30 protein-coding genes are annotated in these 23,888 nt (G+C 70.8%); 18 read left to right on the top strand and 12 right to left on the bottom strand.

The window, feature by feature from the left end:
- Positions 1 to 142 precede the first annotated feature (142 nt).
- Positions 143 to 781, top strand: a complete 639-nt coding sequence (locus tag Q9S71_RS00860; protein WP_311860037.1) for a TetR/AcrR family transcriptional regulator — start codon at positions 143 to 145, stop codon at positions 779 to 781.
- Between the two features lie 4 nt (positions 782 to 785).
- Here Q9S71_RS00860 and Q9S71_RS00855 read toward each other — a convergent pair whose 3' ends face one another.
- The gene (locus tag Q9S71_RS00855) at positions 786 to 1,184 is read right to left on the bottom strand and encodes a hypothetical protein (protein ID WP_311860036.1); all 399 of its coding nucleotides are present in this window, start codon (positions 1,182 to 1,184) and stop codon (positions 786 to 788) included.
- Positions 1,185 to 1,301: 117 nt separating this feature from the next.
- On the opposite strand from Q9S71_RS00855, the gene Q9S71_RS00850 reads away from it, so the two are divergent.
- Complete coding sequence (locus tag Q9S71_RS00850) at positions 1,302 to 1,730, top strand: YciI family protein (protein WP_311860035.1); 429 nt, start codon at positions 1,302 to 1,304, stop codon at positions 1,728 to 1,730.
- Positions 1,731 to 1,737: 7 nt separating this feature from the next.
- Positions 1,738 to 2,982, top strand: a complete 1,245-nt coding sequence (locus tag Q9S71_RS00845; protein WP_311860034.1) for an RNA polymerase sigma factor — start codon at positions 1,738 to 1,740, stop codon at positions 2,980 to 2,982.
- A gap of 81 nt (positions 2,983 to 3,063) precedes the next feature.
- On the opposite strand, the gene Q9S71_RS00840 is transcribed toward Q9S71_RS00845, so the two are convergent.
- A complete protein-coding gene (locus tag Q9S71_RS00840; RefSeq protein WP_311861650.1) occupies positions 3,064 to 4,473 on the bottom strand; it encodes an HNH endonuclease signature motif containing protein in 1,410 nt (469 codons plus the stop codon).
- A 379-nt stretch (positions 4,474 to 4,852) separates the two neighbouring features.
- Here Q9S71_RS00840 and Q9S71_RS00835 point away from each other — a divergent pair, with 379 nt between their 5' ends.
- Both Q9S71_RS00835 and Q9S71_RS00830 read left to right on the top strand, forming a co-directional pair.
- Positions 4,853 to 6,034 carry an NAD(P)/FAD-dependent oxidoreductase gene (locus tag Q9S71_RS00835; protein WP_311860033.1) on the top strand — a complete coding sequence of 394 codons (1,182 nt, stop codon included), beginning with the start codon at positions 4,853 to 4,855 and terminating at the stop codon, positions 6,032 to 6,034.
- Between the two features lie 42 nt (positions 6,035 to 6,076).
- A complete protein-coding gene (locus tag Q9S71_RS00830) occupies positions 6,077 to 6,586 on the top strand; it encodes a hypothetical protein (protein ID WP_311860032.1) in 510 nt (169 codons plus the stop codon).
- Positions 6,587 to 6,619: 33 nt separating this feature from the next.
- Here Q9S71_RS00830 and Q9S71_RS15090 read toward each other — a convergent pair whose 3' ends face one another.
- On the bottom strand, positions 6,620 to 6,823 hold the full coding sequence (locus Q9S71_RS15090; RefSeq protein ID WP_311861645.1) for an ATP-binding protein: 204 nt from the start codon (positions 6,821 to 6,823) through the stop codon (positions 6,620 to 6,622).
- A gap of 99 nt (positions 6,824 to 6,922) precedes the next feature.
- A complete protein-coding gene (locus tag Q9S71_RS00820; protein WP_311860031.1) occupies positions 6,923 to 7,147 on the bottom strand; it encodes a hypothetical protein in 225 nt (74 codons plus the stop codon).
- 121 nt (positions 7,148 to 7,268) lie between these two features.
- Between Q9S71_RS00820 and Q9S71_RS00815 the strand changes: the two genes are divergently transcribed.
- Positions 7,269 to 8,228, top strand: coding sequence for an alpha/beta fold hydrolase (locus tag Q9S71_RS00815; protein WP_311860030.1), 960 nt, complete (start codon positions 7,269 to 7,271; stop codon positions 8,226 to 8,228).
- On the opposite strand, the gene Q9S71_RS00810 is transcribed toward Q9S71_RS00815, so the two are convergent.
- The gene (locus Q9S71_RS00810) at positions 8,206 to 9,204 is read right to left on the bottom strand and encodes an endonuclease/exonuclease/phosphatase family protein (protein WP_311860029.1); all 999 of its coding nucleotides are present in this window, start codon (positions 9,202 to 9,204) and stop codon (positions 8,206 to 8,208) included. The genes Q9S71_RS00815 and Q9S71_RS00810 overlap by 23 nt on opposite strands.
- Before the next feature lie 102 nt (positions 9,205 to 9,306).
- On the opposite strand from Q9S71_RS00810, the gene Q9S71_RS00805 reads away from it, so the two are divergent.
- Complete coding sequence (locus Q9S71_RS00805) at positions 9,307 to 10,140, top strand: MerR family transcriptional regulator (protein ID WP_311860028.1); 834 nt, start codon at positions 9,307 to 9,309, stop codon at positions 10,138 to 10,140.
- Positions 10,141 to 10,164: 24 nt separating this feature from the next.
- Here the strand turns inward: Q9S71_RS00805 and Q9S71_RS00800 are convergent, their stop codons facing one another.
- A complete protein-coding gene (locus tag Q9S71_RS00800) occupies positions 10,165 to 11,208 on the bottom strand; it encodes a GNAT family N-acetyltransferase (protein ID WP_311860027.1) in 1,044 nt (347 codons plus the stop codon).
- A gap of 131 nt (positions 11,209 to 11,339) precedes the next feature.
- Here Q9S71_RS00800 and Q9S71_RS00795 point away from each other — a divergent pair, with 131 nt between their 5' ends.
- The 5 genes from Q9S71_RS00795 to Q9S71_RS00775 all read left to right on the top strand — a co-directional run bounded on the left by Q9S71_RS00795 (position 11,340) and on the right by Q9S71_RS00775 (position 15,189).
- Positions 11,340 to 11,867: an RNA polymerase sigma factor gene (locus Q9S71_RS00795; protein ID WP_311860026.1), complete on the top strand. Its 528-nt coding sequence runs from the start codon at positions 11,340 to 11,342 to the stop codon at positions 11,865 to 11,867.
- 353 nt (positions 11,868 to 12,220) lie between these two features.
- The gene (locus Q9S71_RS00790; protein WP_311860025.1) at positions 12,221 to 12,574 is read left to right on the top strand and encodes a hypothetical protein; all 354 of its coding nucleotides are present in this window, start codon (positions 12,221 to 12,223) and stop codon (positions 12,572 to 12,574) included.
- Between the two features lie 122 nt (positions 12,575 to 12,696).
- Positions 12,697 to 14,247 (top strand): molybdopterin-dependent oxidoreductase, encoded by a 1,551-nt coding sequence (locus tag Q9S71_RS00785; RefSeq protein ID WP_311860024.1) that lies wholly within the window; start codon positions 12,697 to 12,699, stop codon positions 14,245 to 14,247.
- Between the two features lie 31 nt (positions 14,248 to 14,278).
- Complete coding sequence (locus tag Q9S71_RS00780) at positions 14,279 to 14,764, top strand: MogA/MoaB family molybdenum cofactor biosynthesis protein (RefSeq protein WP_311860023.1); 486 nt, start codon at positions 14,279 to 14,281, stop codon at positions 14,762 to 14,764.
- On the top strand, positions 14,761 to 15,189 hold the full coding sequence (locus Q9S71_RS00775) for a molybdenum cofactor biosynthesis protein MoaE (RefSeq protein ID WP_311860022.1): 429 nt from the start codon (positions 14,761 to 14,763) through the stop codon (positions 15,187 to 15,189). The genes Q9S71_RS00780 and Q9S71_RS00775 overlap by 4 nt, the downstream gene beginning before the upstream one ends.
- Before the next feature lie 21 nt (positions 15,190 to 15,210).
- On the opposite strand, the gene Q9S71_RS00770 is transcribed toward Q9S71_RS00775, so the two are convergent.
- The 4 genes from Q9S71_RS00770 to Q9S71_RS00755 are packed head-to-tail and all read right to left on the bottom strand — an operon-like array spanning position 15,211 to position 17,931.
- Entirely contained in the window at positions 15,211 to 15,444 is a 234-nt protein-coding gene (locus Q9S71_RS00770; RefSeq protein WP_311860021.1) for a MoaD/ThiS family protein, read from the bottom strand.
- Positions 15,441 to 15,926 (bottom strand): cyclic pyranopterin monophosphate synthase MoaC, encoded by a 486-nt coding sequence (gene moaC, locus Q9S71_RS00765; protein ID WP_311860020.1) that lies wholly within the window; start codon positions 15,924 to 15,926, stop codon positions 15,441 to 15,443. The genes Q9S71_RS00770 and moaC overlap by 4 nt, the downstream gene beginning before the upstream one ends.
- Positions 15,923 to 17,155: a molybdopterin molybdotransferase MoeA gene (locus Q9S71_RS00760; RefSeq protein WP_311860019.1), complete on the bottom strand. Its 1,233-nt coding sequence runs from the start codon at positions 17,153 to 17,155 to the stop codon at positions 15,923 to 15,925. Before Q9S71_RS00760 ends, moaC begins: the two co-directional genes overlap by 4 nt.
- Complete coding sequence (locus Q9S71_RS00755; RefSeq protein WP_311860018.1) at positions 17,152 to 17,931, bottom strand: HesA/MoeB/ThiF family protein; 780 nt, start codon at positions 17,929 to 17,931, stop codon at positions 17,152 to 17,154. Before Q9S71_RS00755 ends, Q9S71_RS00760 begins: the two co-directional genes overlap by 4 nt.
- 125 nt (positions 17,932 to 18,056) lie before the next feature.
- Here Q9S71_RS00755 and Q9S71_RS00750 point away from each other — a divergent pair, with 125 nt between their 5' ends.
- From Q9S71_RS00750 to Q9S71_RS00735, 4 genes are read left to right on the top strand one after another with little or no spacing between them, the layout of a single operon-like run.
- The gene (locus Q9S71_RS00750; protein ID WP_217530963.1) at positions 18,057 to 18,449 is read left to right on the top strand and encodes a TOBE domain-containing protein; all 393 of its coding nucleotides are present in this window, start codon (positions 18,057 to 18,059) and stop codon (positions 18,447 to 18,449) included.
- A 1-nt stretch (position 18,450) separates the two neighbouring features.
- On the top strand, positions 18,451 to 19,197 hold the full coding sequence (gene modA, locus Q9S71_RS00745) for a molybdate ABC transporter substrate-binding protein (RefSeq protein ID WP_311860017.1): 747 nt from the start codon (positions 18,451 to 18,453) through the stop codon (positions 19,195 to 19,197).
- Positions 19,194 to 19,976 carry an ABC transporter permease gene (locus Q9S71_RS00740; RefSeq protein ID WP_311860016.1) on the top strand — a complete coding sequence of 261 codons (783 nt, stop codon included), beginning with the start codon at positions 19,194 to 19,196 and terminating at the stop codon, positions 19,974 to 19,976. The genes modA and Q9S71_RS00740 overlap by 4 nt, the downstream gene beginning before the upstream one ends.
- Positions 19,973 to 21,028, top strand: coding sequence for an ABC transporter ATP-binding protein (locus tag Q9S71_RS00735; protein ID WP_311860015.1), 1,056 nt, complete (start codon positions 19,973 to 19,975; stop codon positions 21,026 to 21,028). The genes Q9S71_RS00740 and Q9S71_RS00735 overlap by 4 nt, the downstream gene beginning before the upstream one ends.
- On the opposite strand, the gene Q9S71_RS00730 is transcribed toward Q9S71_RS00735, so the two are convergent.
- Positions 21,015 to 21,404, bottom strand: coding sequence for a hypothetical protein (locus Q9S71_RS00730; protein ID WP_311860014.1), 390 nt, complete (start codon positions 21,402 to 21,404; stop codon positions 21,015 to 21,017). The two genes, Q9S71_RS00735 and Q9S71_RS00730, sit on opposite strands and share 14 nt — an antisense overlap.
- A 138-nt stretch (positions 21,405 to 21,542) precedes the next feature.
- Between Q9S71_RS00730 and moaA the strand changes: the two genes are divergently transcribed.
- Positions 21,543 to 22,625: a GTP 3',8-cyclase MoaA gene (gene moaA, locus Q9S71_RS00725; RefSeq protein WP_311860013.1), complete on the top strand. Its 1,083-nt coding sequence runs from the start codon at positions 21,543 to 21,545 to the stop codon at positions 22,623 to 22,625.
- Positions 22,626 to 22,641: 16 nt separating this feature from the next.
- On the opposite strand, the gene Q9S71_RS00720 is transcribed toward moaA, so the two are convergent.
- Complete coding sequence (locus Q9S71_RS00720) at positions 22,642 to 23,244, bottom strand: hypothetical protein (RefSeq protein WP_311860012.1); 603 nt, start codon at positions 23,242 to 23,244, stop codon at positions 22,642 to 22,644.
- Positions 23,245 to 23,445: 201 nt separating this feature from the next.
- Here Q9S71_RS00720 and Q9S71_RS00715 point away from each other — a divergent pair, with 201 nt between their 5' ends.
- The gene (locus Q9S71_RS00715) at positions 23,446 to 23,844 is read left to right on the top strand and encodes a YybH family protein (RefSeq protein WP_311860011.1); all 399 of its coding nucleotides are present in this window, start codon (positions 23,446 to 23,448) and stop codon (positions 23,842 to 23,844) included.
- Positions 23,845 to 23,888 lie beyond the last annotated feature (44 nt).

The raw sequence follows: 23,888 nt of genomic DNA, 5'->3' as shown, positions 1-23,888 counted from the left end.
ACCTCCGAAGGAGTGCCACTCGGCGCTGAGTGTGATTGCATGGGAAAACTTACAATCAAGTAAGTAAGTTCACAACCTCGGATGATGCGGGCGCCGGGATCTGCGTAAGATCTGATCCGCAGCGGGGAGAAGAAGGCGGATCATGGCCGAAAGTCGGCACCAGACGAAGTCGCGCCCGGCGACGCTCGTCCGTCGTCGGGAGATCCTCGACGCGGCCCAGGAGATCTTCGGGTCCAAGGGTTTCGCGAACGGCACCCTGCAGGACATCGCCGAACAGGTCGGCATGACGCACGCCGGCATCCTGCATCACTTCGGGTCGAAGGATCAGCTGCTCCTCGAAGTGCTCGAGCACCGTGATCAGACGGATGTCGTCGACCTGGACGGCGGGCGGATCCCGGGCGGGATGGAGCTGTTCCGCCACCTCGTGCACACCGCGATGATGAACATGCGCCGGGCGGGGATCGTGCAGGCCTACGCGGTGCTGTCGGCGGAGTCGGTCACCGACGACCACCCCGGGCGGTCGTATTTCGAGCACCGGTACACGGTGCTGCGCAAGGATCTGCGCGAGGCGTTCGAGCGCATCTGCCAGGAGCGCGGCATCACCGAGCCGGGGTCGATCGCGCACGGCTCGGCCGCGATCCTCGCGGTGATGGACGGGCTGCAGATCCAGTGGCTGCTCGACCCGACCGCGGTGGACCTCGGCCGCGCGTCGGAGTTCGCGATCGAGGCGATCGTGGCGGCCGTGGTCGAGCCGCGCAGGTCGGTGCTCGCGGACGGGTGACCCGTCAGGGCACGTACGGCGTCGACGAGTAGTCAAGGACGACGACGAGCTCGCCGTCGCCGACCGTCCCGAACGCCGAGACGGTGCGCGGGTCGACGAAGGTCCCAGGGATGAGCTGCTGCGGAGTGGTCCCGAGCTCGTCGGCGAGTGCCTCGGGGGTGGTTCCGTCGGCGGGGGTGAGGGTGAGCGTGCGAGAGCAGCCGCCGCTGCCGCATCCGATCGTGTCCGATGACACGGTGACGTCGGCCGGGAGGGTGAGGGCGGATGCCGGGGGCACATCGCCTTCGTCGGCGAGGACCATGAGCCAGGCGACGCGGAGACCGTAGGCGAGGATCGCCGCCGCGATGAGGCTGAGCGCGACGATCAGGACGACGGTTCGTCGGGGACTCGCGGTGACACGCACACGTCCACGTTAGAGCGCGGAAGAATTTCTCGACGTGATGTCGATTCCGCATGCGCTCGTTCGACGCGATAGTGAGAGGGACGAGATCGCGTCCCCCCGGACACTCAGGAGACAACCATGAAGCACATGCTGATCATGCGGGCCACCCAGGCGGCCGTGGAGAACTACGAGCACATGGACTTCGAGGCGGTCATCAATGCGATGGGCGCGTACAACGAAGCGATGATGAAGGCCGGTGTGCTGGTCGCCGGTGAGGGGCTCGCGCCCGAGGCGGGGTACGTCGTGGACTTCTCGGGCGAGACGCCGGTCGTCAGCGATGGCCCCTACGGCGAGATCCACGAGCTGTTCAACGGGTTCTGGATCCTGCAGACCGCGACGGCCGAAGAGGCGATCGAGTGGGCGAAGCGGGCGCCGCTGACGCCGGGCAACAAGCTCGAGGTGCGTCGCGTGACGGACGAGTCTGACTTCGCGGACTACTCGGACAACGAGTACATCCAGAAGGAGAAGGGCTGGCGCGCGGAGCAGGCCGAGAACGCGGGCGACTGAGCCGATCGTGAGTGATGCTCGGCGTCAGGTCGAGGCCGTCTGGCGCATCGAGGGCGCGCGGATCGTGGCATCCGTCGCCAAGATGACGGGTGACCTCGGCCTCGCCGAGGATGTCGCGCAGGAGGCTCTCGTCGAGGCGTTGCGTTCCTGGCCGAATGAGGGAGCGCCGGCCCACCCGGGCGCGTGGCTGACGGCGGTGGCGAAGCGCCGGGTCGTGGATGCGTGGCGGCGCCGGTCGGCGCTCGACGAGCGCTACGCGGGAATCGCGCGCGAGTGGGACGAGGCGGTGGATGCCGAGTGGGAGCCGATCGACGACGACATGCTGCGGCTCGTGTTCACGGCGTGCCACCCGGCGCTGTCGCGCGAGTCGCAGGTCGCGTTGACGCTGCGGGTGGTGGCGGGGCTGACGACGGAGGTGATCGCGCGGATGCTGCTCGCGTCGGTGCCGACGGTGCAGGCGCGGATCACGCGGGCGAAGAAGACGCTGGCCGCGGCGGGGGTGCCGTTCGAGACTCCGGATCCGTCGGAGTGGAAGGCGCGGCTCGGTGCCGTGCTCGGGGTGATCTACCTCGTGTTCACGGAGGGGTACGCGGCGACGGCGGGTGACCGGTGGGTGCGTCCGGATCTGGCGGATGAGGCGATCCGGCTGGGACGCGTGGTGTCGGGGCTGCTGCCGCGGGAGCCCGAGGCGCTGGCGTTGCTGGCGCTGATGGAGTTCCAGCGGTCACGGTTCGCGGCGCGCGAGACCGCGTCGGGTGGCGCGGTGCTGCTCGCCGACCAGGACCGAACGCGCTGGGATCGCGGTCAGATCGCGAGGGCGGTGGACGAGTTGCGGCGGGCGGATGCCGTGGCTGCGGCGCGCGGACTCGGGCGGGGTCCGTACGCGCTGCAGGCGGAGATCGCGCAGTGCCATGCGGTGGCGCCGAGTGTGGCGGAGACCGATTGGGGCCGGATCGTGCTGCTGTACGAGATCCTCGGTCGGGTCGCGCCGAGCCCGATGGTGGAGCTGAACCGGGCCGCGGCGGTGTCGATGGCGGTGGGTCCGGCGGAGGCGCTGGCGATCGTCGATGAGGTGGAGCGCGCCGGGGCGCTGCGCTGGTCGCATGTCGTTCCGAGCGCGCGGGGGGAGTTGCTAGCGCGGTTGGGGCGGGTGTCGGAGGCGCGGGCCGAGTTGCTGGCAGCAGCAGAACTCACGGCGAACACGGTTCAGCAGGCGGTGCTGCGGGAGAAGGCGGCGGGGCTCGGCGCGTAGTAGGTCGGTGGTGGGTCGGGGGGCGTGGCACTCGACTGGCGCTCGCACGCGCGCGGCGTCTGGGCGCGCCCGATGGTCGCGTCAGAAAGGTGCGGGTTCCGCTGGCGCGATCGGCGGTGGTGGTGGTTCGGCAGGGGTGAACGCGACCGCCGGGGTGGGGGCGTCTTCGCGGTACGTCCTGCCGAGGGGTGAGGTCCATTCCAGGACTCCACCCTTCAGTTGTCGCACTCTCCACGCGGTGAACTGCTTCATCGAGTGATGCCGTTGGCACAGATGCGCGAGGTTCGTGAGCTCGGTTCGTCCGCCGAGCGCGTGATCGTGAGTGTGATCCACTTCGCAGCGGATCGCCGCGACGCGGCAACCCGGGAACCGGCAGTGCTGGTCCCGGGCTTGCAGGAACCGGCGCATCCCGGACGGGACGCGGTACGAATCTGTCGAGACAGTGACCCCGGTGGTCGGGTCGTGAAACAGGCGCTCCCAGATGTGGGTGCCGCCGGCGAGCGTCCGGGCGGTCGCCGGGTCAATGGGGGACCGGCCGGTCAGGTCGCATGGCCCATCGTCCTCGCCCGTGAGGGTGGCGGCGGGGACGAGGACCTGCACGCGGGCGCGGATCGCGCCCAGCGGGCCTGCGCTGGTGTCGCGGGTGTCGTCGAGGGTGGGTGTTCCCGCGAGCAAGAGGTCGGCGAACACGTCGGCCCGGACCTGATCGGCGGACCGGTTGTCAGTGGCAACGATCACGGCAGCGTCCTCGCTGTCGCTGTCGCTGTCGCTGTCGCGCTGCGTGACTGCGGCCCCGAACGCGACACCGATACCTCCGCGCGCAGCGATGCGTTCGTCGCGGGTGTCGATGATCGCGCGCGCTTGCTGCGTGAGTCGGTCGTGGATGCCCTCGGCGATCACCGTCGGGACGGTTGCGATCACGTCGGACATCCCGTCTCGTCCCGGCACGATCCGCACGCATCGCGTCGCGGCGGCTTCTTCGTGCCGTTCCGCGAACGAGCGCGGGTGCATCCGGTGGGCGAGGATCTTCAACTCTCCCCGCACCCTGTTGGGAGTGTCACGCTCGCATCGGGTGATCGCGACCTGCTCGAACTCGGGCCACAACTCCGCCGGCAGACTCGTCCCGGTCTCGAGGATCGCGATCGCGCGGCCCCGGACGATCCGGCCTTGCTCCCATGCCTCGACCGTCGCGGGGAAGCCTTCAATCATCGTTCGCGCCTCGCCGATGCGCCGTTGCACGGTCCGATCGGTGACACGCATGACCCCGCCGACCTCGGCCGCGATAGACCGCAGCGCCATGTCGTGGACCTGCACGCGGGCGTTGCGCTGCGCGGTCTGCGCTTCGGCGAGACGGCCGGCGGCGGCGAGCATCCGCAGCTCCTGGACCTGCGCCCGCGCAAGCTCGACGGCGACGTCACCCGCGTCCGCAACGACGCCCGCCAGGATGGCGAGATAGTCCTCGCCACCGGGGGTTTCCGCCGCATCCGTCATACCTGCACTCTGCCACTGGCCACCGACATCCACCCCGGCAAAACCGGCCCAGATCACATGATGTGCACACCCCAAAAATGAGAGTCCTCTCATTCTTCGCGAGAGCGGGAAGAGCGACTCGGTCCGCCCCAGACGGCACGCGCGACTCAAGGTGAAGGCGCCGCAATCGGAGGGAGTCGCCGGATTCGGATGCACCAGCCCACGCGATCCGAATCCGACGCACATCTCCGAATCCGCGCCACCTACCCGCTCCGCGCGCACCCCCGCCCACGCACGCAACCGCCCCCACCTAACCGCCCTCGCGCACACACGCAACCCCGCCGCCGATCCCACCGCTCCCACCTACCGTTGCCCCAAACGAATCGAGCGGAGCGATGCGATGAGGACCTACGACTATCTGATCGTCGGCGGCGGGATGGTGGCGGATGCGGCGGCGCGCGGCATCCGGGAACTGGATCCGGACGGGACGATCGGGATCCTCAGCGCGGACATCGACCCGCCGTACACGCGGCCGGCTCTGTCGAAGAAGCTCTGGACCGACCCGGATTTCACGTGGGACCAGGTTCCGCTCGGCACCGACGAGGCGACCGGCGCCGAGCTGCGGCTCGAGACGCTCGTCACGTCCATCGATCGCGAGGCGAAGACGGTCTCGATCGGTGAGGGGCACGAGCTCGGCTACCGCCGCCTGCTGCTCGCGACCGGCTCGAAGCCCCGCGAGATCCCGGCGCCGGAGGACGACCGCGTGCTGTTCTTCCGCTCGGCGGACGACTATCGACGGTTGCGCGAACTCGCGGCGCAGGGCGGTCGCGCCGTCGTGGTCGGCGGCGGCTACATCGGCGCGGAGATCGCGGCCGCGCTCGTGCAGAACGGCGTCGAGACCGAGCTGGTGTTCCCGTCCGAGGTCCTCGGCGACGGCACGTTCCCGCCCGAGCTCGCCCGGCGTTACGAGCAGCTGTTCCGTGACGGAGGGGTCGAGTTCCGCCCGAACGCGCGCGTCGAAGAGGTCCGGACGGAGGGGAACCGCCTGCACGTCGTGCTCGAGGGCGGCGACGAGCGGCCGGCGGACATCGTCGTGCTCGGCCTCGGCGTCGACCCCGTGACCGACCTCGCCCAGCAGGCGGGCCTCGTCGTCGATGAGGGCGTCGTCGTCGACGAGCACCTCGTCACGAGCGACGACGCAATCTGGGCTGCGGGCGACATCGCGTCGTACCCCGACCCGATCCTCGGGCGCACGCGCGTCGAGCACGTCGACAACGCGAACGAGATGGGTGCCGCGGTCGGCCGCTCCATGGCGGGGGAGCGCCTGCCGTACACGCACACGCCGTACTTCTATTCGGCCGTGTTCGGCGTGCGATGGGAGGCGGTCGGCGCGCTCGATCCCGAGAAGGATCCCCTCGTCGTCGACCTCGACGCGGACCGGACGGTCGTCTACTACCGCGACGAGTCCGGCGCTCCCGTCGGCGTGCTGCTCTGGAACGTCGAGGACGCCCGTGACCTCGCGCGCGCAGTGCTGGTCGACGGTGAGACGGATGCCGAGGCCCTCCGCGCGCGCATCGGCTGAGTCCCGGGTGCGGGGGTCCCGCATCTGTGCCAGGGTGAGCGCGTGCGCCACTCCCTCGTGACCGCCGTGGCCGGCTGCCTCGTCGTCACCACAGGTCTGACGGGCTGCGCGTCCGAGCCTCCCGTGACGCTCGGGAGCGGCTACGAGGTCTGCGCCCCATCGGATGGGCGGATGATCACCTTCGGCGATGTCGCAAGAGCGTCCGAGGGGGCGGCGGTCGTGATGGATTCGGTCGAGCTCGTGGATCCCGAAGGTCTCGAACTTCGAGAGACCTACCTTGTCCCCATCGAGAACAGCACGAGCCTCGGCGCCGACGCCTACCCGCCGGATCCTCGGTTCTGGGATCGCCGGCTCGACGTCCGCGGCACGGTGGTCGACGCGGGTCCGGAGATGACCGTGATATTCGCCGTCGCCCCTGTCGGCGGCGGTGAGGTCCACCGGTCGGAGGGATACGTCGTGCGGTATTGGCTCAACGGGCGGTTGGTGGCCGCGACCAGCGACGGCCAGTTCGTCATCGCGCCAGACTGCGCCGCAACCGAGGACCCGGAGTAGAGCGCCGCGGACCTCCGCGCCCCGGACGCGGACTCAGGCGAGCGGTAGCGTGATCGTGACGGTCGTCCCGACGCCGACCTCGCTGTCGATCCCGAGGGTGCCGCGGTGCTCGGAGATGGACGCCGCGACACTCGCCAGCCCGATCCCCGACCCGCCGTCCCACGTCGAACGTCCGCTGACGTTCGCGGGCGTTCCGGGACGCGTCCGCCATGAGCACGCTCGCCATCGCCCCGCGATGCTCGCTGGTCTCGATCGCGAGGCGGAGGTGCCGGTTCTCGCCGCCCAGATCCTCCTCGAGCAGGTCGAGATAGCCGCGCAGGGCCGTCACGGGCGAGATCAAGTCGTGGGCGAAGGTGCGCTGCAGCGAGACCTGCTCATCCTCGGCGCGCTTCTCGCCGCTGATGTCACGCACGATCTTCTGATCTCGTCGGCCGTGTACCCCTTGAGCGTCTCGGCACCGGCGTTCCAGCCGCGGACGATGCCGTCGGGATCGAGCTTGACGATGGCGAAGAGGGCGACCTGCTCCTCCCACGCCTCGAGGGCGTCTGCGCGTGTTCTCATGATCACCCGTCCCGTCCAGTGGGTGTGTGGGCCCAGCCGAGAAGCAGTTGGGTGGTGGACGCGCAGAGAGCGGATGCCGGTGCTCGCCGATCCGATGTCGTCACCGCGACGAATCACCACTGTGAGGGGGAGCGAGCACCGCGAGACGCCGTCGACGGCGCGATCTCGGCTGACGACGGATGCCGCGGCTCTGGGCCTGCGGACGGTCCGGGTCCCGACGGCAGTCGGTGTCGTCTCGGTACGCGTGGGTGATCGGCGTGGACCGGTCGCCACCGTATTCCTGCACGGCGCGGCAGGGTCATGGACCACCTGGACGCCGTTGCTGGAAGAGGCCGCTCGCAGCGGGGCGCCGCTGCCGGACGTCGTGGCGTTCGATCTCCCTGGCTGGGGTGAGAGCGAGTCACCGCGCGACGGTGTCGACATCGTGCGTACGACAACCGCCGTCCTCGAGGTCATCGAGCGGCTGGGTTACCGGCGCTCGGTGGTCGTCGGGCATTCACTCGGGGGTGCGCTGGCCTTGGACCTCGCGGCCCGGGCCCCGGAGATGACGGACGGGGTGGTCCTCGTGTCCCCGTCCGGTGCCGCCGCGTTCGACGCCGTGCGGCGACCGATCCGAGGCGGTCTGCGCCTGCCGGGATTGGCGGGGATGCTCCTCGCGATGCGGTTCCTCCGCACCCTGGGCGGTGCGGCGGCGGGGTTCCTGCGTCGACTCGAGCGGGCCGGATTGCTCCGCGTGCTGAGCTCACCTCTCTTCGCTGCGCCGCGCGACATCGACCCCTCTGTCATCCGCGCGCTCGCCGCTGAGATCCGTCCCGCTGCGTTCGTCGCCGCCGCCCGTGCGGCCGCCGCCTACGACGAGTCGTCGTGGCGCGGCATCCGCTGCCCGGTCAGGGCGGTCCAGGGTGACCGCGATGTCTTCGTGGGTGAAGGGGATGCGGCGGCGTTGTCGGCCGCGATCGTGGACTTCCGCGAGACGACGCTGGACGGCGTCGGGCATTTCGCGGCGATCGAAAGGCCGGCGGCGGTGCTTGCTCTGATGAAACGCGTCGTCGCTGACGTCAGCGCGCGGCGCCCTCGATGAGGGCGGGCACCACGTCCGCGACGATCGGGCGGTGGTCGGTGCGGAGGCCGGGGACGTCGAGGGTCGCGACTCTCTCGGCATCCCACCTCTCGGAAACGAGCACGTTGTCGATCGCCGCGCCGAACAGCGGCGGAATCGACGCGGGCCACGACGGTGCGAACACGGCAGCGGATCGGCAGAAGCCGAGCCTGCCGCGTGGCATGTTGGGGGCGACGGCGTTGAAATCTCCGGCGGCGATCGCATCGGGTGACGCGCACTGCTCCGCGATCCAGTCGAGGCCGCGATCCCGCAGAGTCGTGTCCCCGTCGATACCGGGGCGGACGAGGTGCACGGCGACGATCTCGGGAGCGGCGCCGTCGGTCTCGGCAGTCAGTACGAATCCAGAGGTCGCGCCCGAGTCGTCCGCCGCGCTGACGCGGTAGGGCGGCAGGTCGTCGGCGACCAGAACGGTGACGGCGATGCCGCGTACCCCGTAGCTGACGTAGCCCGCCGGCACATCGCCGGACTGGAGGTTCCCCTCGTACAGCTCGCTGAACACGACGACATCCGGCTCGAGCGTCTCGATCAGTCGGTTCCGCGCGTCAGGGCTCTCCGCCGTCTGCTGCACGTTCCACGCGAGCAGGCGGAGAGCGTCGGCGGAGCGAGCGGGAAGGGACTCCGGGGGTACCGGCGCCGGCGTCACCGCGAGGGTCACCACCATCGCTGCGAGGAGGCCCGCCGACACGCTGCCGGTGACGATGCGTGCTGAGCGCGATGCGCGGCCGGATGCCACGGCCACAGCGCTCAGCACGAGAGAGGCGGCTAGCAGCCCGGCGAACACGATGCCCGGGAACGCGAGCGCTCCGCTGAAGAGCCCCCACCTCGCTCCGAAACCGACCTGCAGCCCGGAGATGTAGACGAGCGCGATCACGCCGAGTGCGGCCGCGCACGCGATGAGGAACGTGCCGCGCCGGGTCGGTCTATCCTTCTCCGGCATCTCGTAAGCCTCCTCCCTTGCCGACGCGACGCGCCGCCCGCGCCGCAGGCTCACGCTATCGGTGCTTGACCTCGCCCCAGGGGCATGGCCGAGGCTGAGCACGTGACAGAACACGAGGAGTGGATGACCGCCGGACGGTTCGGCGCAGAGACGCTGCTGTCCGCGAAGGCGCTGCGGATCTACGCCGAGCGCGGGCTGCTGCAGCCGCGCCGCATCGATGAGAGCACCGGCTACCGCTACTACTCGCCCGACCAGGTGCCTACCGGATGGCTGATCGCGTTGCTGCGCTCGGCCGACCTGTCGCTCGAGCAGATCGCCGCGATCCTCGACCGCGCCGAGGCCGACCCCGCGGGCGCGGTCGCCCTGCTCGACGCCGCGGTCGCCTCGATGCACCGCCGCGTGCAGGCAAACGACGCCGTGCTCGCCCGAGCGCGGCTCCATCTCACGAAGGAGACCCCCATGTCCGCTGTCGAGACCACGATCGAGGCCGACCGGCCCGTGCTCAGCGTCATGCGCCGGATGGCGCCGCACGAGATGGACGAGATCATCCACACCGAGACGACCCGGCTCCGGCAGGTCGCCGCACGCGCCGGGCTCACTCCGACGGGCGACCCGTTCGGGGTCTTCCACGCCCCCGTCACCGGCGACTCCGACGGTCCGCTCGAGATCGTGCTGCCCGTCGACGGCCTCATCGACGAAACCGACGGCGTCCGCAGCTATCGGATGACGGGCGGCCAGCTCGCGCTCCGCCACGCCGAGGGCCGCGAGACCGACTTCCCCGAGATCCTGGCGCTCTACGACGAGGTGCACGCATGGATCACGGATGCCGGGGGCACGCCGGTCGGCCCGCCGCGGGAGATCTGGCACAACTCGCCCCGCGACGACGAAGACCTGCGGCTGACCGTCGCTTGGCCGTTCACGGACGGAGGCCGCTGACCGCCGCCAAGAGCTCGATGGCCCTCAGAGCCGCCGCACCATCGCGACGACCCGGTGCGTCGCGACGAACCCGACCCCCTCGTAGAGCCGGTTGGCTCCGGTGGGGGAGTCGGTGTCGACATCGAGCACGGCACGCTCCAGCCCCTCGGCCGTGATCGCCTCGAGGGCGGCCGCGATGACGAGCGGTGCGAGCCCCTGCTTTCGGTGCGACCGGACGACGCCGATCAGGTCGATGTAGGCGTGGGATGCCCCGAGCGCCGCGAAGTCCTCCTCGTTAACCGAGGCGAGGCAGAACGCGACGAGCTGCCCGTCGTCCGTAACGGCCATGCGGGACAGGTCGGGGCGGAAGAAGTCGCCGCCGACGAACTGCTGCCAGCGTTCCTCGTTCGACGGCAGGCTTCCCCAATGGTCTCGGAAGGCGTCGTTGCGCGCGGCGAGCGCGTCGGCATCCCGTGCCCGGTGGTACGGCACGAGAGAGATGCCCTCCGGCACCGGAAGGGTGGTGACGGGCTGGGCGAGGTCGCGCTCCATCGTCGAGAACCAGCGCTCGGCCGTGTACCCCTGCGCCGCGAGGATCGTGGCGTGGTCGGTGTTGGGCTCTTCGACGTACGCCTTGAGCCGACCCTCCGACCCGCCGCCCTCGAGCGATTGCGCCGCCCGCGCGACCTGCTGCTGCGCCCGCGCGTCGAGCCAGCGCAGCAGTGCGGTGCCGATGCCGCGGCGGCGCCACTGCGGGTGGACCGCACCGCTCAGGTCGACCGACAGCATCCCTCCGGCCCGCGACGGGTGAAGTGCGCTGACGCCGGTCGCGACGATCTCGCCGTCGGCGGTGACGGCGACCAGGGTGTCCCGCGCGGGGTCGATGTGCGTCGACTCGAACGCCTCGGCCACGTCCTGCCGCGGAGTCGTCCACGTGGGGTGGTCGACCGCGTCGGCCGCGCTGACGACCGCGTGGATCGCGTCGATGTCGGCGGATGCCGCTGCGCGCCACACGGCGATCGCCGGGTGCGAGGGGAGCTGGGGCCCGGGTGTCTTCTCGAGACGATCGGCGAGGTGCGCGGGGGTCACCGGGCCGACACTACTCGACGCCGTCGACGGCCCGCCCCCGCACGCCGATGGCTCGAGTCTGCGTGCCGACGGTTTTCGCGATCTCGACGATCACTTTGGAACCATTCGGAGCCGACCGGACACTAACAGGTGTGAATGACGATGACGCCGCCGATTGGGCGCTGGTGCTCGCCGATGACCCGCGAGGTCTGACGCGCCTCTTCGAACGTCATGAAAGGCGCCTCCTGCGACACGCGGCGCGGACACTCGACGTTGCCGACGATGCAAAGGATGCCGTCGCGATCGGCCTCTTCGAGCTCTGGCGTCGGCGCCGCGCCGTTCATCTGGTCGCAGGGTCGCCTGTCCCCTGGCTGTTCACCGCGGTGAGCAACGCCGCCCTCAACCTGGAGAGATCGCGCCGACGCTACCGTGACTTGCTGCGTCGCGCCCCCATTCCTGAACGGACTGATCGGTCGGACGTCGATGAGTCGGGGGTTCTCGCTGCATTGAAGCGACTGCCCGCCAGGGAAAGGCATGTCATCGTCCTCGCCGTCCTCGAGGGCTACTCCGAACGAGAAACCGCAGACGCACTCGGTGTTCCTGCGGGAACGGTCAAGTCGAGACTCGCGAGAGCGAAAGCGCGATTGCGCGGAGAACTGGAAGGACTGGTGGCCCGATGAACGGTCCCGAACTCACTCCTGCCGAGCGCAGGAATTTTCACGAGATGCTTCGTCGCGGCGCGACGACCATCTCACGGCGACGGCGTCTGCGAGCGCAGACCTTCGCGGTCTCTTTCGCGGCGGTAGTCGTTGCGGCGATCACGGTGGCAGCGATCGGCACGGCTCAGCTGACCCAGAGCTCCACTGTCGCAACAACACCGACGGGAACGGCGCTCCCGACGCCTCCCTCGACGCCGACGCCCGCCCCGACACCGACGTCCACGGCTCCGGAGCACGGCGTCGCGACGTCGCCACCTCCCACCACGTCGCCGCCTGACGGAGGGAATCCGCCCTCGTCCGAGGAGCCTGAGCCGGTGACATTCACCTACCGATGCTTCACGCCCGAAAGCGGTGAGCTGGAAGGGGAGTTCGCCAGCTGGGAAGAGGTGTGGGCGATGCCGACGGTCACTTCGTGCGAGCCGTTCAAACACGGCTCTGTTGTCACGCCGGAGCAGGAAGCGGCGATCGATTTGGCGCTCCCCGCGTACGCCGGGGACCGGGAGGAGGCGTTGGTGGGTCTGCACGCCCAGTGCGCGATCACCGACAACGGATACCTCAGCATCGACCCGCTCAGCGGGAACCAGATCTACGAGGTGGAAGGAATGCTCGCACTGTGCCCCGACAGGCCCGGGGCGGACACCCTCGCCGCTGCCTTGCCGACGCACTGATCCGCAAGAGCGAGCTTTCGCTCACACGACCAGCCAGACTGAGACGCATCAGCTCGCCTCGCGTGCCGCTCCTCGGTTCATCCGATCGCGTGTTCGCTCCGAACACCTGTTGAAGGGATGACATGAGCACTCACACCAGCGGTAAGCGGTTCACTCTGTGGGCCGCCCTCTCGGGGATCGTCGCGGGCGCGGTGTTCCTCGCCATCGCGGAACTCGCAGCCCTCCTGTTCTCGAGCACGGCGAGTCCGATCCTCGCCGTGGGATCGTTCGTCGTCGACATCGTGCCGCGGCCGCTCAAGGAGTTCGCGATTACGACGTTCGGCGAGTACGACAAGGTTGCTCTGCTCGCGGGGCTCGGCCTCGCGGTCGCGATCGCGTCGGCGATCGCCGGCATCCTCGAGTACGTGCGACCGCCCGTCGGCGTGATAGCGCTCTTCGTCGCGGGGATCCTGTCGGGTGCGGCGATCGTCACCCGCGCCGACGCCACGCCGCTGGCGTTCCTCCCGCCCACGCTCGGCACGCTCGGCTCCGCCGCGGTCCTGTTCCTGCTCGGACGGTGGCTGCGCGGCTGGCGAGGCGACACCCACACCGGTGAGGCAGAGGGCCTCGACCGCCGCCGTTTCCTGCTGACGACCGCCATCGCCGGGGCATCCGCTGTGGTCGTGGGCGTTACGGCGCGCGCCGTGAGCGCCGCCACCGCCTCGGCCGACGCCATCCGTCGGGCGCTCAAGCTGCCGGCCCCGAGAAGCACCGTGACGATCCCCGCGGGTGCCGAGCTCGACGTGAAGGGCATCAGCCCCCTGATCACCCCCAACGCGGACTTCTACCGCGTCGACACGGCGCTCACCGTGCCCACGGTCGACCCCTCGACGTGGCGGCTCGTCATCGACGGGATGGTCGACCAGCGCGTCGAGCTGACCTTCCAGGACCTGCTCGACATGGGCCTCGACGAGTACGCGATCACGCTCACGTGCGTCTCGAACGAGGTCGGCGGTGGGCTCGTCGGCAACGCCATCTGGCAGGGCGTGCCACTGCGTGAGGTGCTCAAGATGGCGGGGCCGAAGGCGGATGCCGACATGATCCTCTCCCGCAGCGTCGACGGGTACACGGCCAGCACTCCGCTGTCGGCCGGGACCGACGAGAACATCGACGCGATCCTGGCCGTGGCGATGAACGGCGAGCCGCTGCCGCCTGAGCACGGCTTCCCCGTCCGCATGGTGATCCCCGGGCTCTACGGCTACGTCTCGGCGACCAAGTGGGTGACCGAGCTCAAGATCACCACCTTCGCCGCAGACGAGGCGTACTGGACCCCGCGCGGATACTCCGCCGAGGCGCCCATCAAGTTCTCCTCACGTCTCGACACCCCGAAGAGCGGTACCCCGGTCGCGTCCGGCAAGGTGCCCCTCGCGGGCGTCGCGTGGGCGCAGACTGTGGGCATCGAGCGCGTCGAGGTCAGCATCGACGACGGCGATTGGCAGTCGGCGAAGCTCTCGACGCCGATCAACGAGGACACCTGGGTGCAGTGGGTCCTCGAGTGGGACGCCACGCCCGGCCCCCACTACATCGCGGTGCGTGCGATCAACAAGAACGGCGAGACCCAGATCGAGGAGCGCGCGCCGATTGCCCCCGACGGCTCGACCGGGTGGCAGCGCTCGCTCATCACCGTCTCGTGACCGCCTGCTGGCGACCGCCTAGGGTGAGCACGTGACCCTCCGCGCCTACGTCATCACGGTGTCCGACCGCTCGGCATCCGGCGAACGAGAGGACCGCGGCGGGCCGCTCGCCGTCGCGCTCCTCGGCGAGGCCGGCATTCCGTGCGACGGCAGCGAGATCGTCCCCGACGGAGCGGATGCCGTGGAGCAGGCGCTCCGCCGTGCGCTCGCGACCCCGGCCCGGCTCATCGTCACGACCGGCGGCACCGGAGTGGGTCCGCGAGACCGCACCCCCGAGGGCACGGAGCGCGTGGTGACGCGAGCGATCCCGGGCATCGCCGAGGAGCTCCGCCGCGTCGGCCTCGCCGACACCCCCATGTCGCTGCTCTCCCGCTGCGTCGCGGGCGTCGTCGAGCCCGAGGGGGCGCTGATCGTCAACCTCCCGGGCTCGACCCGAGCGGTGGCCTCCGGCATCCCGGTGATCGTGTCGGTCGCCCGGCACGTGGTCGATCAGGCGAAGGGCGGGGACCACTCGTGAATACGGTGCGGATCGCGCGGCTCGAAGAAACCGCGCTCGACGTCGAGGCGCATCTGCGCGCCGTCGAGGACCCCCGATACGGCGCGGTGACGACGTTCATCGGGCGGGTGCGCGACAACGATCCGGATGCCGCGACCACGGTCGTCGGGCTCGAGTACAGCTCCCACCCCGACGCCGAGGCGACGTTGCACCGCATCGCCGCGGAGGCGGGGGATGCCGCGGACGCCGTCGTCGCCGTCAGCCACCGCGTCGGCAGCCTCGCCGTCGGCGACGCGGCAGTCGTCATCGCGGTCGCGTCGGAGCATCGCGCCGAGGCGTTCGAGGTCTGCCGCGCGATCATCGAGACGATCAAGACCGACCTGCCGGTGTGGAAGCGTCAGGTCGAGGAGGACGGCACGACGGCCTGGAAGGGCATCGGCGGCTGAACCGCGCTCACCCACCCGCCCTTATCCTCCGGCGAACGGCGGCAGCACGTCGATGAGGCGCGCGTCGGCGAGCGAGGCGTCGCCGTCGGTCCGCACGCCGTCGACCAGCACGGCGCAGTCGGGCAGCACGAACCACAGCTTCGGGTGCTCGTCGAGCACGGCGGTGCGGAGCTCGTCGAGGGTCGCCTCGGTCCGCTCCTCGCTCTCGGTTCCGGCGGCCTCGGCGGCTGCCGCGAAGTAGCGCACGAGGGTCATGCCCGCTCCTCCTCGCCGGTGCGCACCCAGTCGCCCGAGCGCCCGCCGGACTTCGCGACGATGCGGACGTTCTCGATGACGACCGCGCGGTCGAGTCCCTTGATCATGTCGACGACGGCGAGCGCCGCGACCGACACCGAGGTGATGGCCTCCATCTCGACGCCGGTGCGGTCGGCGGTGCCGACGGTCGCCTCGATCTCGACGCCCTCGTCGGTGATGTCGAGTTCGACGGATGCCCGGTGCACGCCGATGACGTGCGCCAGGGGCAGCAGCGTGGCGGTGGACTTCGCCGCCTGGATGCCGGCGATCCGGGCCACGGCGAGCACGTCGCCCTTCGGCGCGGTGCCGTCGCGGAGCGCGGCGATCACGTCGGCGCTGCACCGGACGAACCCGCGGGCGGTCGCCGTGCGGACCGTCGGGGTCTTCGCTGTGACGTCGACCATGTGCGCCCGGCCGGCCGAATCGAGGTGGGGAAAGCTCATCCCACCAGCATGACATCTACGTCGTCGCCGACGGCCACGCGTGCGACCTCGGCGGGAACGATCGCGAACGCGGATGCCCGTGCCAGCCCGCCGGCCAGGTGCGAGCCCGAGCCGCCCGCCGTCGCGGGGCGCACCGTGCGGGCGACGAGGTCGACGACCGCGGGCAGGTATTGGCGACGCCCAGGCGGTGTTGTCCACGACTCCGCGGCGGTGAGGGTGACCCGCGGGCGCTGGATGACCGAGCGACCCTGCAGGGCGAGGAGGGCGGGGCGCACGAACACCTCGAACGACACGGCGACGCTGACCGGGTTGCCGGGAAGGCCGAACACGAGGCATCCGTCACCCACTGTGCCGAACGCCTGCGGCTTGCCCGGCTGCATGGATACCCGGGTGAACTCGACCTCGCCGTGGCCGTCGAAGGCGGCACGGACGGGTTCGTAGGCGCCGGCGCTCACGCCGCCGGTGAAGACGATGACGTCGGCCCCGGCCGCGCGGGCGTCGGCGGTCACCTGCGCGACCTCCGCACCGTCGTCCGACACGCGGGAGGTGAGGACGAGCTCGGCATCCGCTTCGACGACGAGCTGCGCGAGGAGCGGTCCGTTCGAGTCGGGAATGAGCCCCCGCCGGACGGGCTCACCCGGAGCGAGCAGCTCGCTGCCGGTGGAGATCACGGCGACGCGGGGTGCTCGGGCGACGGTCACCACGTCGATGCCCGCCGCGACTGCCGCGGCCACCTGGAACGGTCCCAGGCGCTCGCCCGCATCGATCACGACATCGCCGGTGCGCAGGTCCGCGCCGCGGCGGCGGATGAACGCGCCCGGCGTCGGCGCCTCGAGCACCTCGACGGTGCCGAGCGAGTCGGCCAGGCCGCCGGCCGTGCTCTCGAACGGCACGATCGCGTCGGCGTCGGTCGGCGTCGGTGAGCCAGTCATGATGCGCGCCGCCTCGCCCGCGGCGAGCGGCGGATCGGTCGCGACCCCCGCCGGCAGGTCCGCGACGACACGGAGCGAGACGGGATGCCCCGGCCCCGCCGCGGCGACGTCGGCGGCGCGCACGGCGAACCCGTCCATCGCGGAGTTGTCGAAGAGGGGGATGTCGTGCGCGGCGAGGGCCGGTGCCGTGAGCGTGCGCCCCGCGGCGTGGCCGACGGGGAGCGTCTCGCCGCCGATCGGGCGCACGGCGGCGAGGACGCGGACGAGCTGGTCCTCGACGCTGCGGAGCCCGCTCATGCGCCGGCCGCCGCGGTCGCCGCCGAGCGGAGCGGGAGCTCGTGCTGGCGGCTCGAGAGCGCGTCGAGCACGAGCATGCGGCCGAGCAGCGGCTGGCCGTTGCCGATCGCGAGCTTGACAACCTCGGTGGCCAGGATGCCGCCCACCTGCACGCAGAGCGCGCCGAGCACGCCGACCTGCGCGCACGTCGGCGGATCGCCCTCCGTCCCGACGGCGAACAGGTCGTTCAGCACGACGGGATCGCCCTCGGTCGGCCGCGACCAGAAGACGGTGACCTGCGCGTGCCATTCGCGCACGGCTCCCCAGACGAGCGGCAGCCCGAGCGCCTCAGTGGCCGCCGCGACGGCGCGACGGGTCGCGAACGAGTCGCTCGTGTCGATGACGATGTCGGCGCCCCCGAAGAACTCCTGCGCGTTGCTCTCGTCGAGACGCGCGGTGATCGGGGTCACGACGGTGACAGGGGACAGGGCGGCGACCGCGCGCACGGTGCTCTCGGTCTTGTGCACGCCGATGTCCTCGATGCGGTGCGCGATCTGGCGCTGCAGGTTGTGCAGCTCGACGGTGTCGTCGTCGACGACGATGATCTCGCCGACGCCCGCGGCGGCGAGCGCGAGGATCGCCGGCGAGCCGATGCCGCCCGCACCCACGACGGCGACGCGGGTGTTCGCGAGCCGTCGCTGCCCCTCGTCGCCGATGCCCTTCAGCACCGTGTGGCGCGCGGTGCGCCGGCGCTCGTCGGGATCCAACTCGGGCACGGGATCGACCAACGGGCGCATGTCCCGAGTGTACGTGTCTCGGTGATGGCAGGGCCCGTCGCGGAATCGGATGCCTACGAGCGAACGGGTCCGCATATGCGGCATCGTAGGCCCCGAATCAGCCGCGTGTGCGGCATGATCGAACCATGACGACCTACCGTGTGGCCCGGGCCGCCCGTCTGCTGGGTGTGAGCGACGACTCCGTGCGGCGCTGGATAGACCAGGGCCTGCTCCCCGTGACCGATGCGGTGCCCGCCGAGATCCCCGGCGAAGCCCTCGCAGCGTTCGCGGTGACCATGGCGAACGATCCCGGTGACGGCTTCGAGCATCGCTCCAGCGCGCGCAACAGCTTCGTCGGGATCGTCACGCGGGTGCAGGTCGACGGGGTCATGGCGCAGGTCGACATCCAGGCCGGTCCCCACCGGGTGGTGTCGCTGCTGTCGGCCGAGGCGGTGCGCGAGTTGCAGCTCGAGGTCGGGACGACGGCGCGCGCGTCGGTGAAGGCCACGAACGTCGTCGTCGAGCTGGCGGGGGACTGACGTGCGCCGCCCGGCCGTCGCGCTCGCTGCGCTCGTGCTCGCGCTGACGGGCTGCGCCGCCTCGACTCCGCCGGCGTCGGACGACGACGTGAACGGAACGCTGACCGTGTACGCCGCGGCATCCCTGCAGGCATCGTTCGACGAGATCGCCGACGCGTTCACGGCGCAGCATCCGGACGTGCGGATCAGTCCCGTGTACGACGGCTCGTCGACGCTCGCCACGCAGATTGCCGAGGGGGCGCCCGCCGACGTCTTCGCGTCCGCCGACGAGGCGACGATGGCCAAGGTGTCGGAGCTCGCACCCGACCCCGCCGTCTTCGCGACGAACACGCTCGTGATCGTCGTCCCGGCGGGCAACCCGAAGAAGGTCGCGTCGCTGGCCGATTTGTCGGGCGTCGTGACGGTGCTCTGCGCACCCGAGGTGCCGTGCGGCGCGGCATCCGCTCGACTGCTCGAGGGCGCGGATGTCACGGTCGACCCTGCGAGCCTCGAGCAGAACGTGACCGCGGTGCTCACGAAGGTGGCAGCGGGCGAGGCCGATGCGGGACTCGTCTACGCGACCGACGTGGTCGGGCGCGACGATGTCGAGGCGATCGTCCCCCGGGGCAGCGGCGACGTCGTAAACCGGTACGAGATCGCTGCCCTGACGGATGCCGCGAACCCCGCGGCCGCCGATGCGTTCGTCGCGTTCGTGCTGTCGGATGCCGGGCAGCGGATCCTCGCGGACCGCGGGTTCGGGGCGCCGTGAGCGCGGGGCGCGGCTACGTCCCGCGCACGCTGTCGGTACCGGCGCTGATCGGGTTGTCGTTCCTGATCCTGCCGCTCGTCGCGCTCATCGCCCGGGTGCAGTGGTCGACGTTCGTCGCCGACGTGACGTCGCCCGCGGCCCTGTCGGCGCTGGGCCTCTCGCTTGGCACGGGGGCTGCGGCGACCGCGGTGTGCGTCGTGATCGGGGTGCCGTTGGCGTTGCTGATCGCGCGGTCGGGTCCCCGCCTGGCGGCGGTGCTGCGGGCGGCGGTAACGGTGCCGCTCGTGCTGCCGCCGATGGTCGGCGGGATCGCGCTGCTGTACCTGTTCGGTCGGCAGGGGTGGCTCGGCGGGTGGGGGCTGTCGTTCACGACGCCCGCCGTCGTGGTCGCGCAGACGTTCGTGGCGCTGCCGTTCCTCGTGCTCGCCGTCGAGGGCGCCGTGCGCTCGACCGGGGTGGAGTTCGAGCGCACCGCCGCCGCGTTGGGCGCCGGACGTTGGACGATCCTGCGGCGCATCACGCTGCCGCTCGCGGCCCCCGGGATCGTGGCCGGTGTCGTGCTGTGCTTCGCCCGCGCGATCGGCGAGTTCGGCGCGACCGCGCTGTTCGCCGGCAACCGGCCCGGCGTCACCCAGACGATGCCGCTCGCGATCTACACGGCGTTCAACGGCGCCGGGGTGACGCAGGGCACGGCCGTCGCGCTCGCGCTGCTGCTGCTCGCCGCGGCGGTACTGGTGCTGATGCTGGTGCGCGGCTGGCGACCGGGAGCGGTGCGATGAGCGGGCTGCGGGCGCACGTCGTGGTGGAGCGTCCGCGGTTCCTGGTGGACGTCGAGATCGATGCGGATGCGGGCGAGACGGTCGCGGTCATGGGTCCGAGCGGCGCGGGCAAGTCGACGCTTCTGGAGGCGCTCGCCGGTCTCGTGCCGCTCGACGGCGGCGAGATCGCGGTGGCCGGTCGCACAGTCGAGCGGGCGGCCGTTCCGCGGGTGCGCACGCCGCCGATGCAGCGCGGCGTGGTGCTGCTCGGGCAGGATCCGCGGCTGTTCCCGCACCTCAGCGCGCGCGAGAACGTCGCGTTCGGTCCGCGCGCGTCCGGGGTGCCGGCCGCCCAGGCGCGCGCCGAGGCCGACGCGTGGCTCGAGCGGGTGGGTCTCGGCGGGACGGGTTCGCGGATGCCGCGCGAGTTGTCGGGAGGCGAGCAGCAGCGCGTCGCGATCGCGCGGGCGCTGTCGGCGTCGCCGCGGGTAGTGCTGCTCGACGAGCCGTTGGTCGCGCTGGATCCCGTGACGGCGTCGGCCATCCGCGGGATGCTGCGCGAGCAGCTCGCCGGCACGACGACCGTCGCGGTCACGCACGACGCCGACGACGCGGTCGCCCTCGCCGAGCGGCTGTTCGTGATCGAGGCGGGAACCGTGGTGCAGAGCGGCGGGGTGCGCGAGGTGCTGCGGGCCCCGGCATCCGCTTTCGTCGCGTCGATCGCGGACATGAATCGGATGCCGGGGGTCGCCGCGCGCGGCGTGTGGCGGGGTGCGGCGGGGCAGGTGCTGACGAGCACGGATGCCGCGTCGACCGCGCTCGCCGCCGGGGACGGTGTCGGGCTCGCCGCTGTGTTCCGGCCGGGCGACGTGCGGATCGTGGGGGCTGCGGGCGACAACGCGTGGTCGGCGACGGTGGTGGGGGTGGAGCCGACGCTGTCGGGAGCGCGAGTGCGGACGACGGCGGGTGCGGTGGACGTGCGGGGGATGTCGCTCTCGGCGGGCGAGACGGTATGGCTGCAGGTCGACCCGTCCCGCGTGCGGTTCGTCGCGGTACCGGCTACTTCCGGTTGACCCAGACGTTGTCGGAGAGCATGTCGCGGTCCTCGCCGCCGCGGTGGCTGAGGTCGGCGGCCACGCTCGCGCTGTCGCTGATCCGTACCGAGACGGAGTCGCGCGCGCATTCCGTGGTCTGCCAGGCGTCGTCGAGGGTGAGCGACAGGCACAACGAGTCGCCGTCACCCGCTGCACGCGCCAGGTAGACGTCGTACGCGTCGGCTTTCCCGACGTATCGCAGCGTCGCGATGTCGATCGCGCCGTCGGCCCCGTCGACGACGGCGCCGGGGCGGTCAGCGGCGGTCTGCTCGCGGGCGAACTCGGTCGGCGCGCATGCCGTGAGGAGCAGGGCGGACGCGGCGAGGACCGGCAGGGCGATGCGGCGCAGACTCATGCGCCGAAACGTACCGCGGGATCGTCACCCGACGGGGGGATTGGTGCCGACTTCCCAGCCCGTGGGCGGTCTGACAGGCCGCCTCGCCGGTCAGGGCGATTAAGCTCGGAAGATGGGATGCCGCGGGAGGATGAGCCGGTGACGGCCGTGCCGATCTCGCTCGGCCGACCGCCGCAGGTACCCGCCGCAACGGTGCCCGACCCGGCCGTCGGCCTCGTCGACACGCACGGCCGTGTCCACCGCGATCTGCGCATCTCACTGACCGACCGGTGCTCGCTGCGCTGCACGTACTGCATGCCCGAGCAGGGCAACGAGTGGCTGGCGCGCACGAGCATCCTGACGACGGATGAGATCGTCGAGATCGCGCAGGTGGCGGCGGGTCTCGGCATCCGCACCTTCCGGCTGACCGGCGGCGAGCCGTTGCTGCGGACGGACATCGTCGACGTGGTGCGTCGGGTCGCAGCGATCTCGGGGCCCGACGGTCCGGTCGAGGTGGCGATGACGACGAACGGGATCCGGCTGGCCGAGGTGCTGCCCGACCTGGTCGACGCGGGTCTGACGCGGTTGAACATCAGCATCGACACGATCGATCGCGAGCGGTTCGCCGCGCTGACGCGGCGTGACCGGCTCGATGACGTGCTCGAGGGGATTGCGGCAGCCGCGGCATCCGATCTGAAGCCTCTGAAGCTGAACGCCGTCGCGATGCGGGGCGTCAACGACGACCAGCTGGCCGACCTCGTCGCGTTCGCGATGGAGGCGGGCGCGCAGTTGCGGTTCATCGAGCAGATGCCGCTGGATGCGGGACACACGTGGGATCGCAGCGCGATGGTGACGCGCGAGGAGATCCTGGCAGCGCTGTCGGAGCGGTGGTCGCTGGAGCCGGTGCCCGGCCGCGGCGGCGCTCCGGCCGAGAAGTGGCGGATTGACGGTGGCCCGCACGAGGTCGGCGTGATCGCGTCGGTGACCGCGCCGTTCTGCGGTGCGTGCGACCGTCTGCGGCTGACCGCCGACGGTCAGTTCCGCAACTGCCTGTTCTCGCTGACCGAGTACGACGTGACGAGCGCGGTGCGCGGGATGCCGGGGGATGCCGCGCCCGCCGATCGGCGTCGCGTGATCGCCGAGGTGCTGCACGCGTGCGTGCTGGGCAAGCTGCCCGGGCACGCGATCAACGACCCGTCGTTCCTGCAGCCCGCGCGGGGGATGAACGCGATCGGGGGCTGACCAGCCCGAAAGTGCCCTACTGGTCGAGGTTGTCGCGCATTTCCTGGAACGAGCCCGAGTCGAGCACCTCGCCCGTCGAGTTGTCGACGAAGTCGACGGTCACGTCGATGTCGTCCGCGGCAACTCCCGTGAACTGCTGGAAGAGCGCGCCCTGCATGTAAAAGCCGAGCACGAGGAACCCTTCCATCGCGTTGTACGTGGCGGGATCGACCGACACCGTGAAGGAAGTCATCGCGTCGTTGAAGTCGACGGCGGTGACAGAGTTGGTGTCGTCGGCGACGAGTTCGTCGGCGGATTCCCGCGCGGAAGATCGCATGTCGGCGAGCATCTCGTCCCGCTGAGACTTCGTCATCGTGTAGACGACGGTGTCGCCCTCGACCACGGCCGAGAGCCCCTTCTCCTTCGCGCTCGCGACGATCTCATCGTCGGTGAGCGCGCCCTCCGGGTCGAGCATCGACTTCGCCACCTTGACGTCGACCGTCGTCAGTTGCTCGTCGACCTCGATCGCTGCAGGTGTGGCGGGTGCGCTGCTCGTGGCCTCATCGCCGGCGGCTGCACATCCCCCCAACAGCAGGGCTCCCGCGGCAGTGAACGAGACGAGTGCGTGACGAATCTTCATTTTTCTCCCCCAGTGATCGCCGGATCCCCGGCCTGAGTGAGCCTACCGACTGGGGCGGACACGGACACCTTCGTCGGTGACATCCAGTCCCTTGATCACGCCGGGGGCGTCGCTCGCCTGTTCTGACGGCGACGTCGGCCTGCTGCGACCGAACCCGGGACGGACCTTGCGCTCGCCGCCGACGTCGGCGAGCCTCAGGTCATGTGGGATCGAGAGGCAGCTGTTGAGGCCGCCGACGCGTGGATCGCCGGTTACATCCGCGCGTGGGAGACCAACGACCCGGACGACATCCGTTCGCTGTTCACGCCGGCGGCGGAGTACCGCGACGGCCCATCAACGCCCCCATGGGTCGGTCACGACGCGATCATCGCGGGCTGGCTCGCGCAGAAGGATGAGCCCGGCACGTGGTCGTTCGACTACGAGCTCACCGCTGTCGACGGTGACATCGCAATCATCCGCGGTCGGACGAGCTACCCGAGTTCGACCGAGAAGAGTCGGCAGTACGACAACCTCATGGTCATCGAGCTGACCGACGACGGCCGCGCCAAATCGTTCACCGACTGGTTCGTGACGTCCGACGCAGGCGAAGCCGTCTCGTAGCGTCGCGTCCGCTTGAACGGCTCAGCCCATCGCAGGGTCGGCTC

The sequence above is a fragment of the Microbacterium gawkjiense genome, assembly GCF_031932225.1.
In the GTDB taxonomy this organism is placed as follows: domain Bacteria; phylum Actinomycetota; class Actinomycetes; order Actinomycetales; family Microbacteriaceae; genus Microbacterium; species Microbacterium gawkjiense.
Note: the sequence above shows the minus strand (reverse complement) of the source record. Positions and strands in the feature narration are given on the sequence as shown.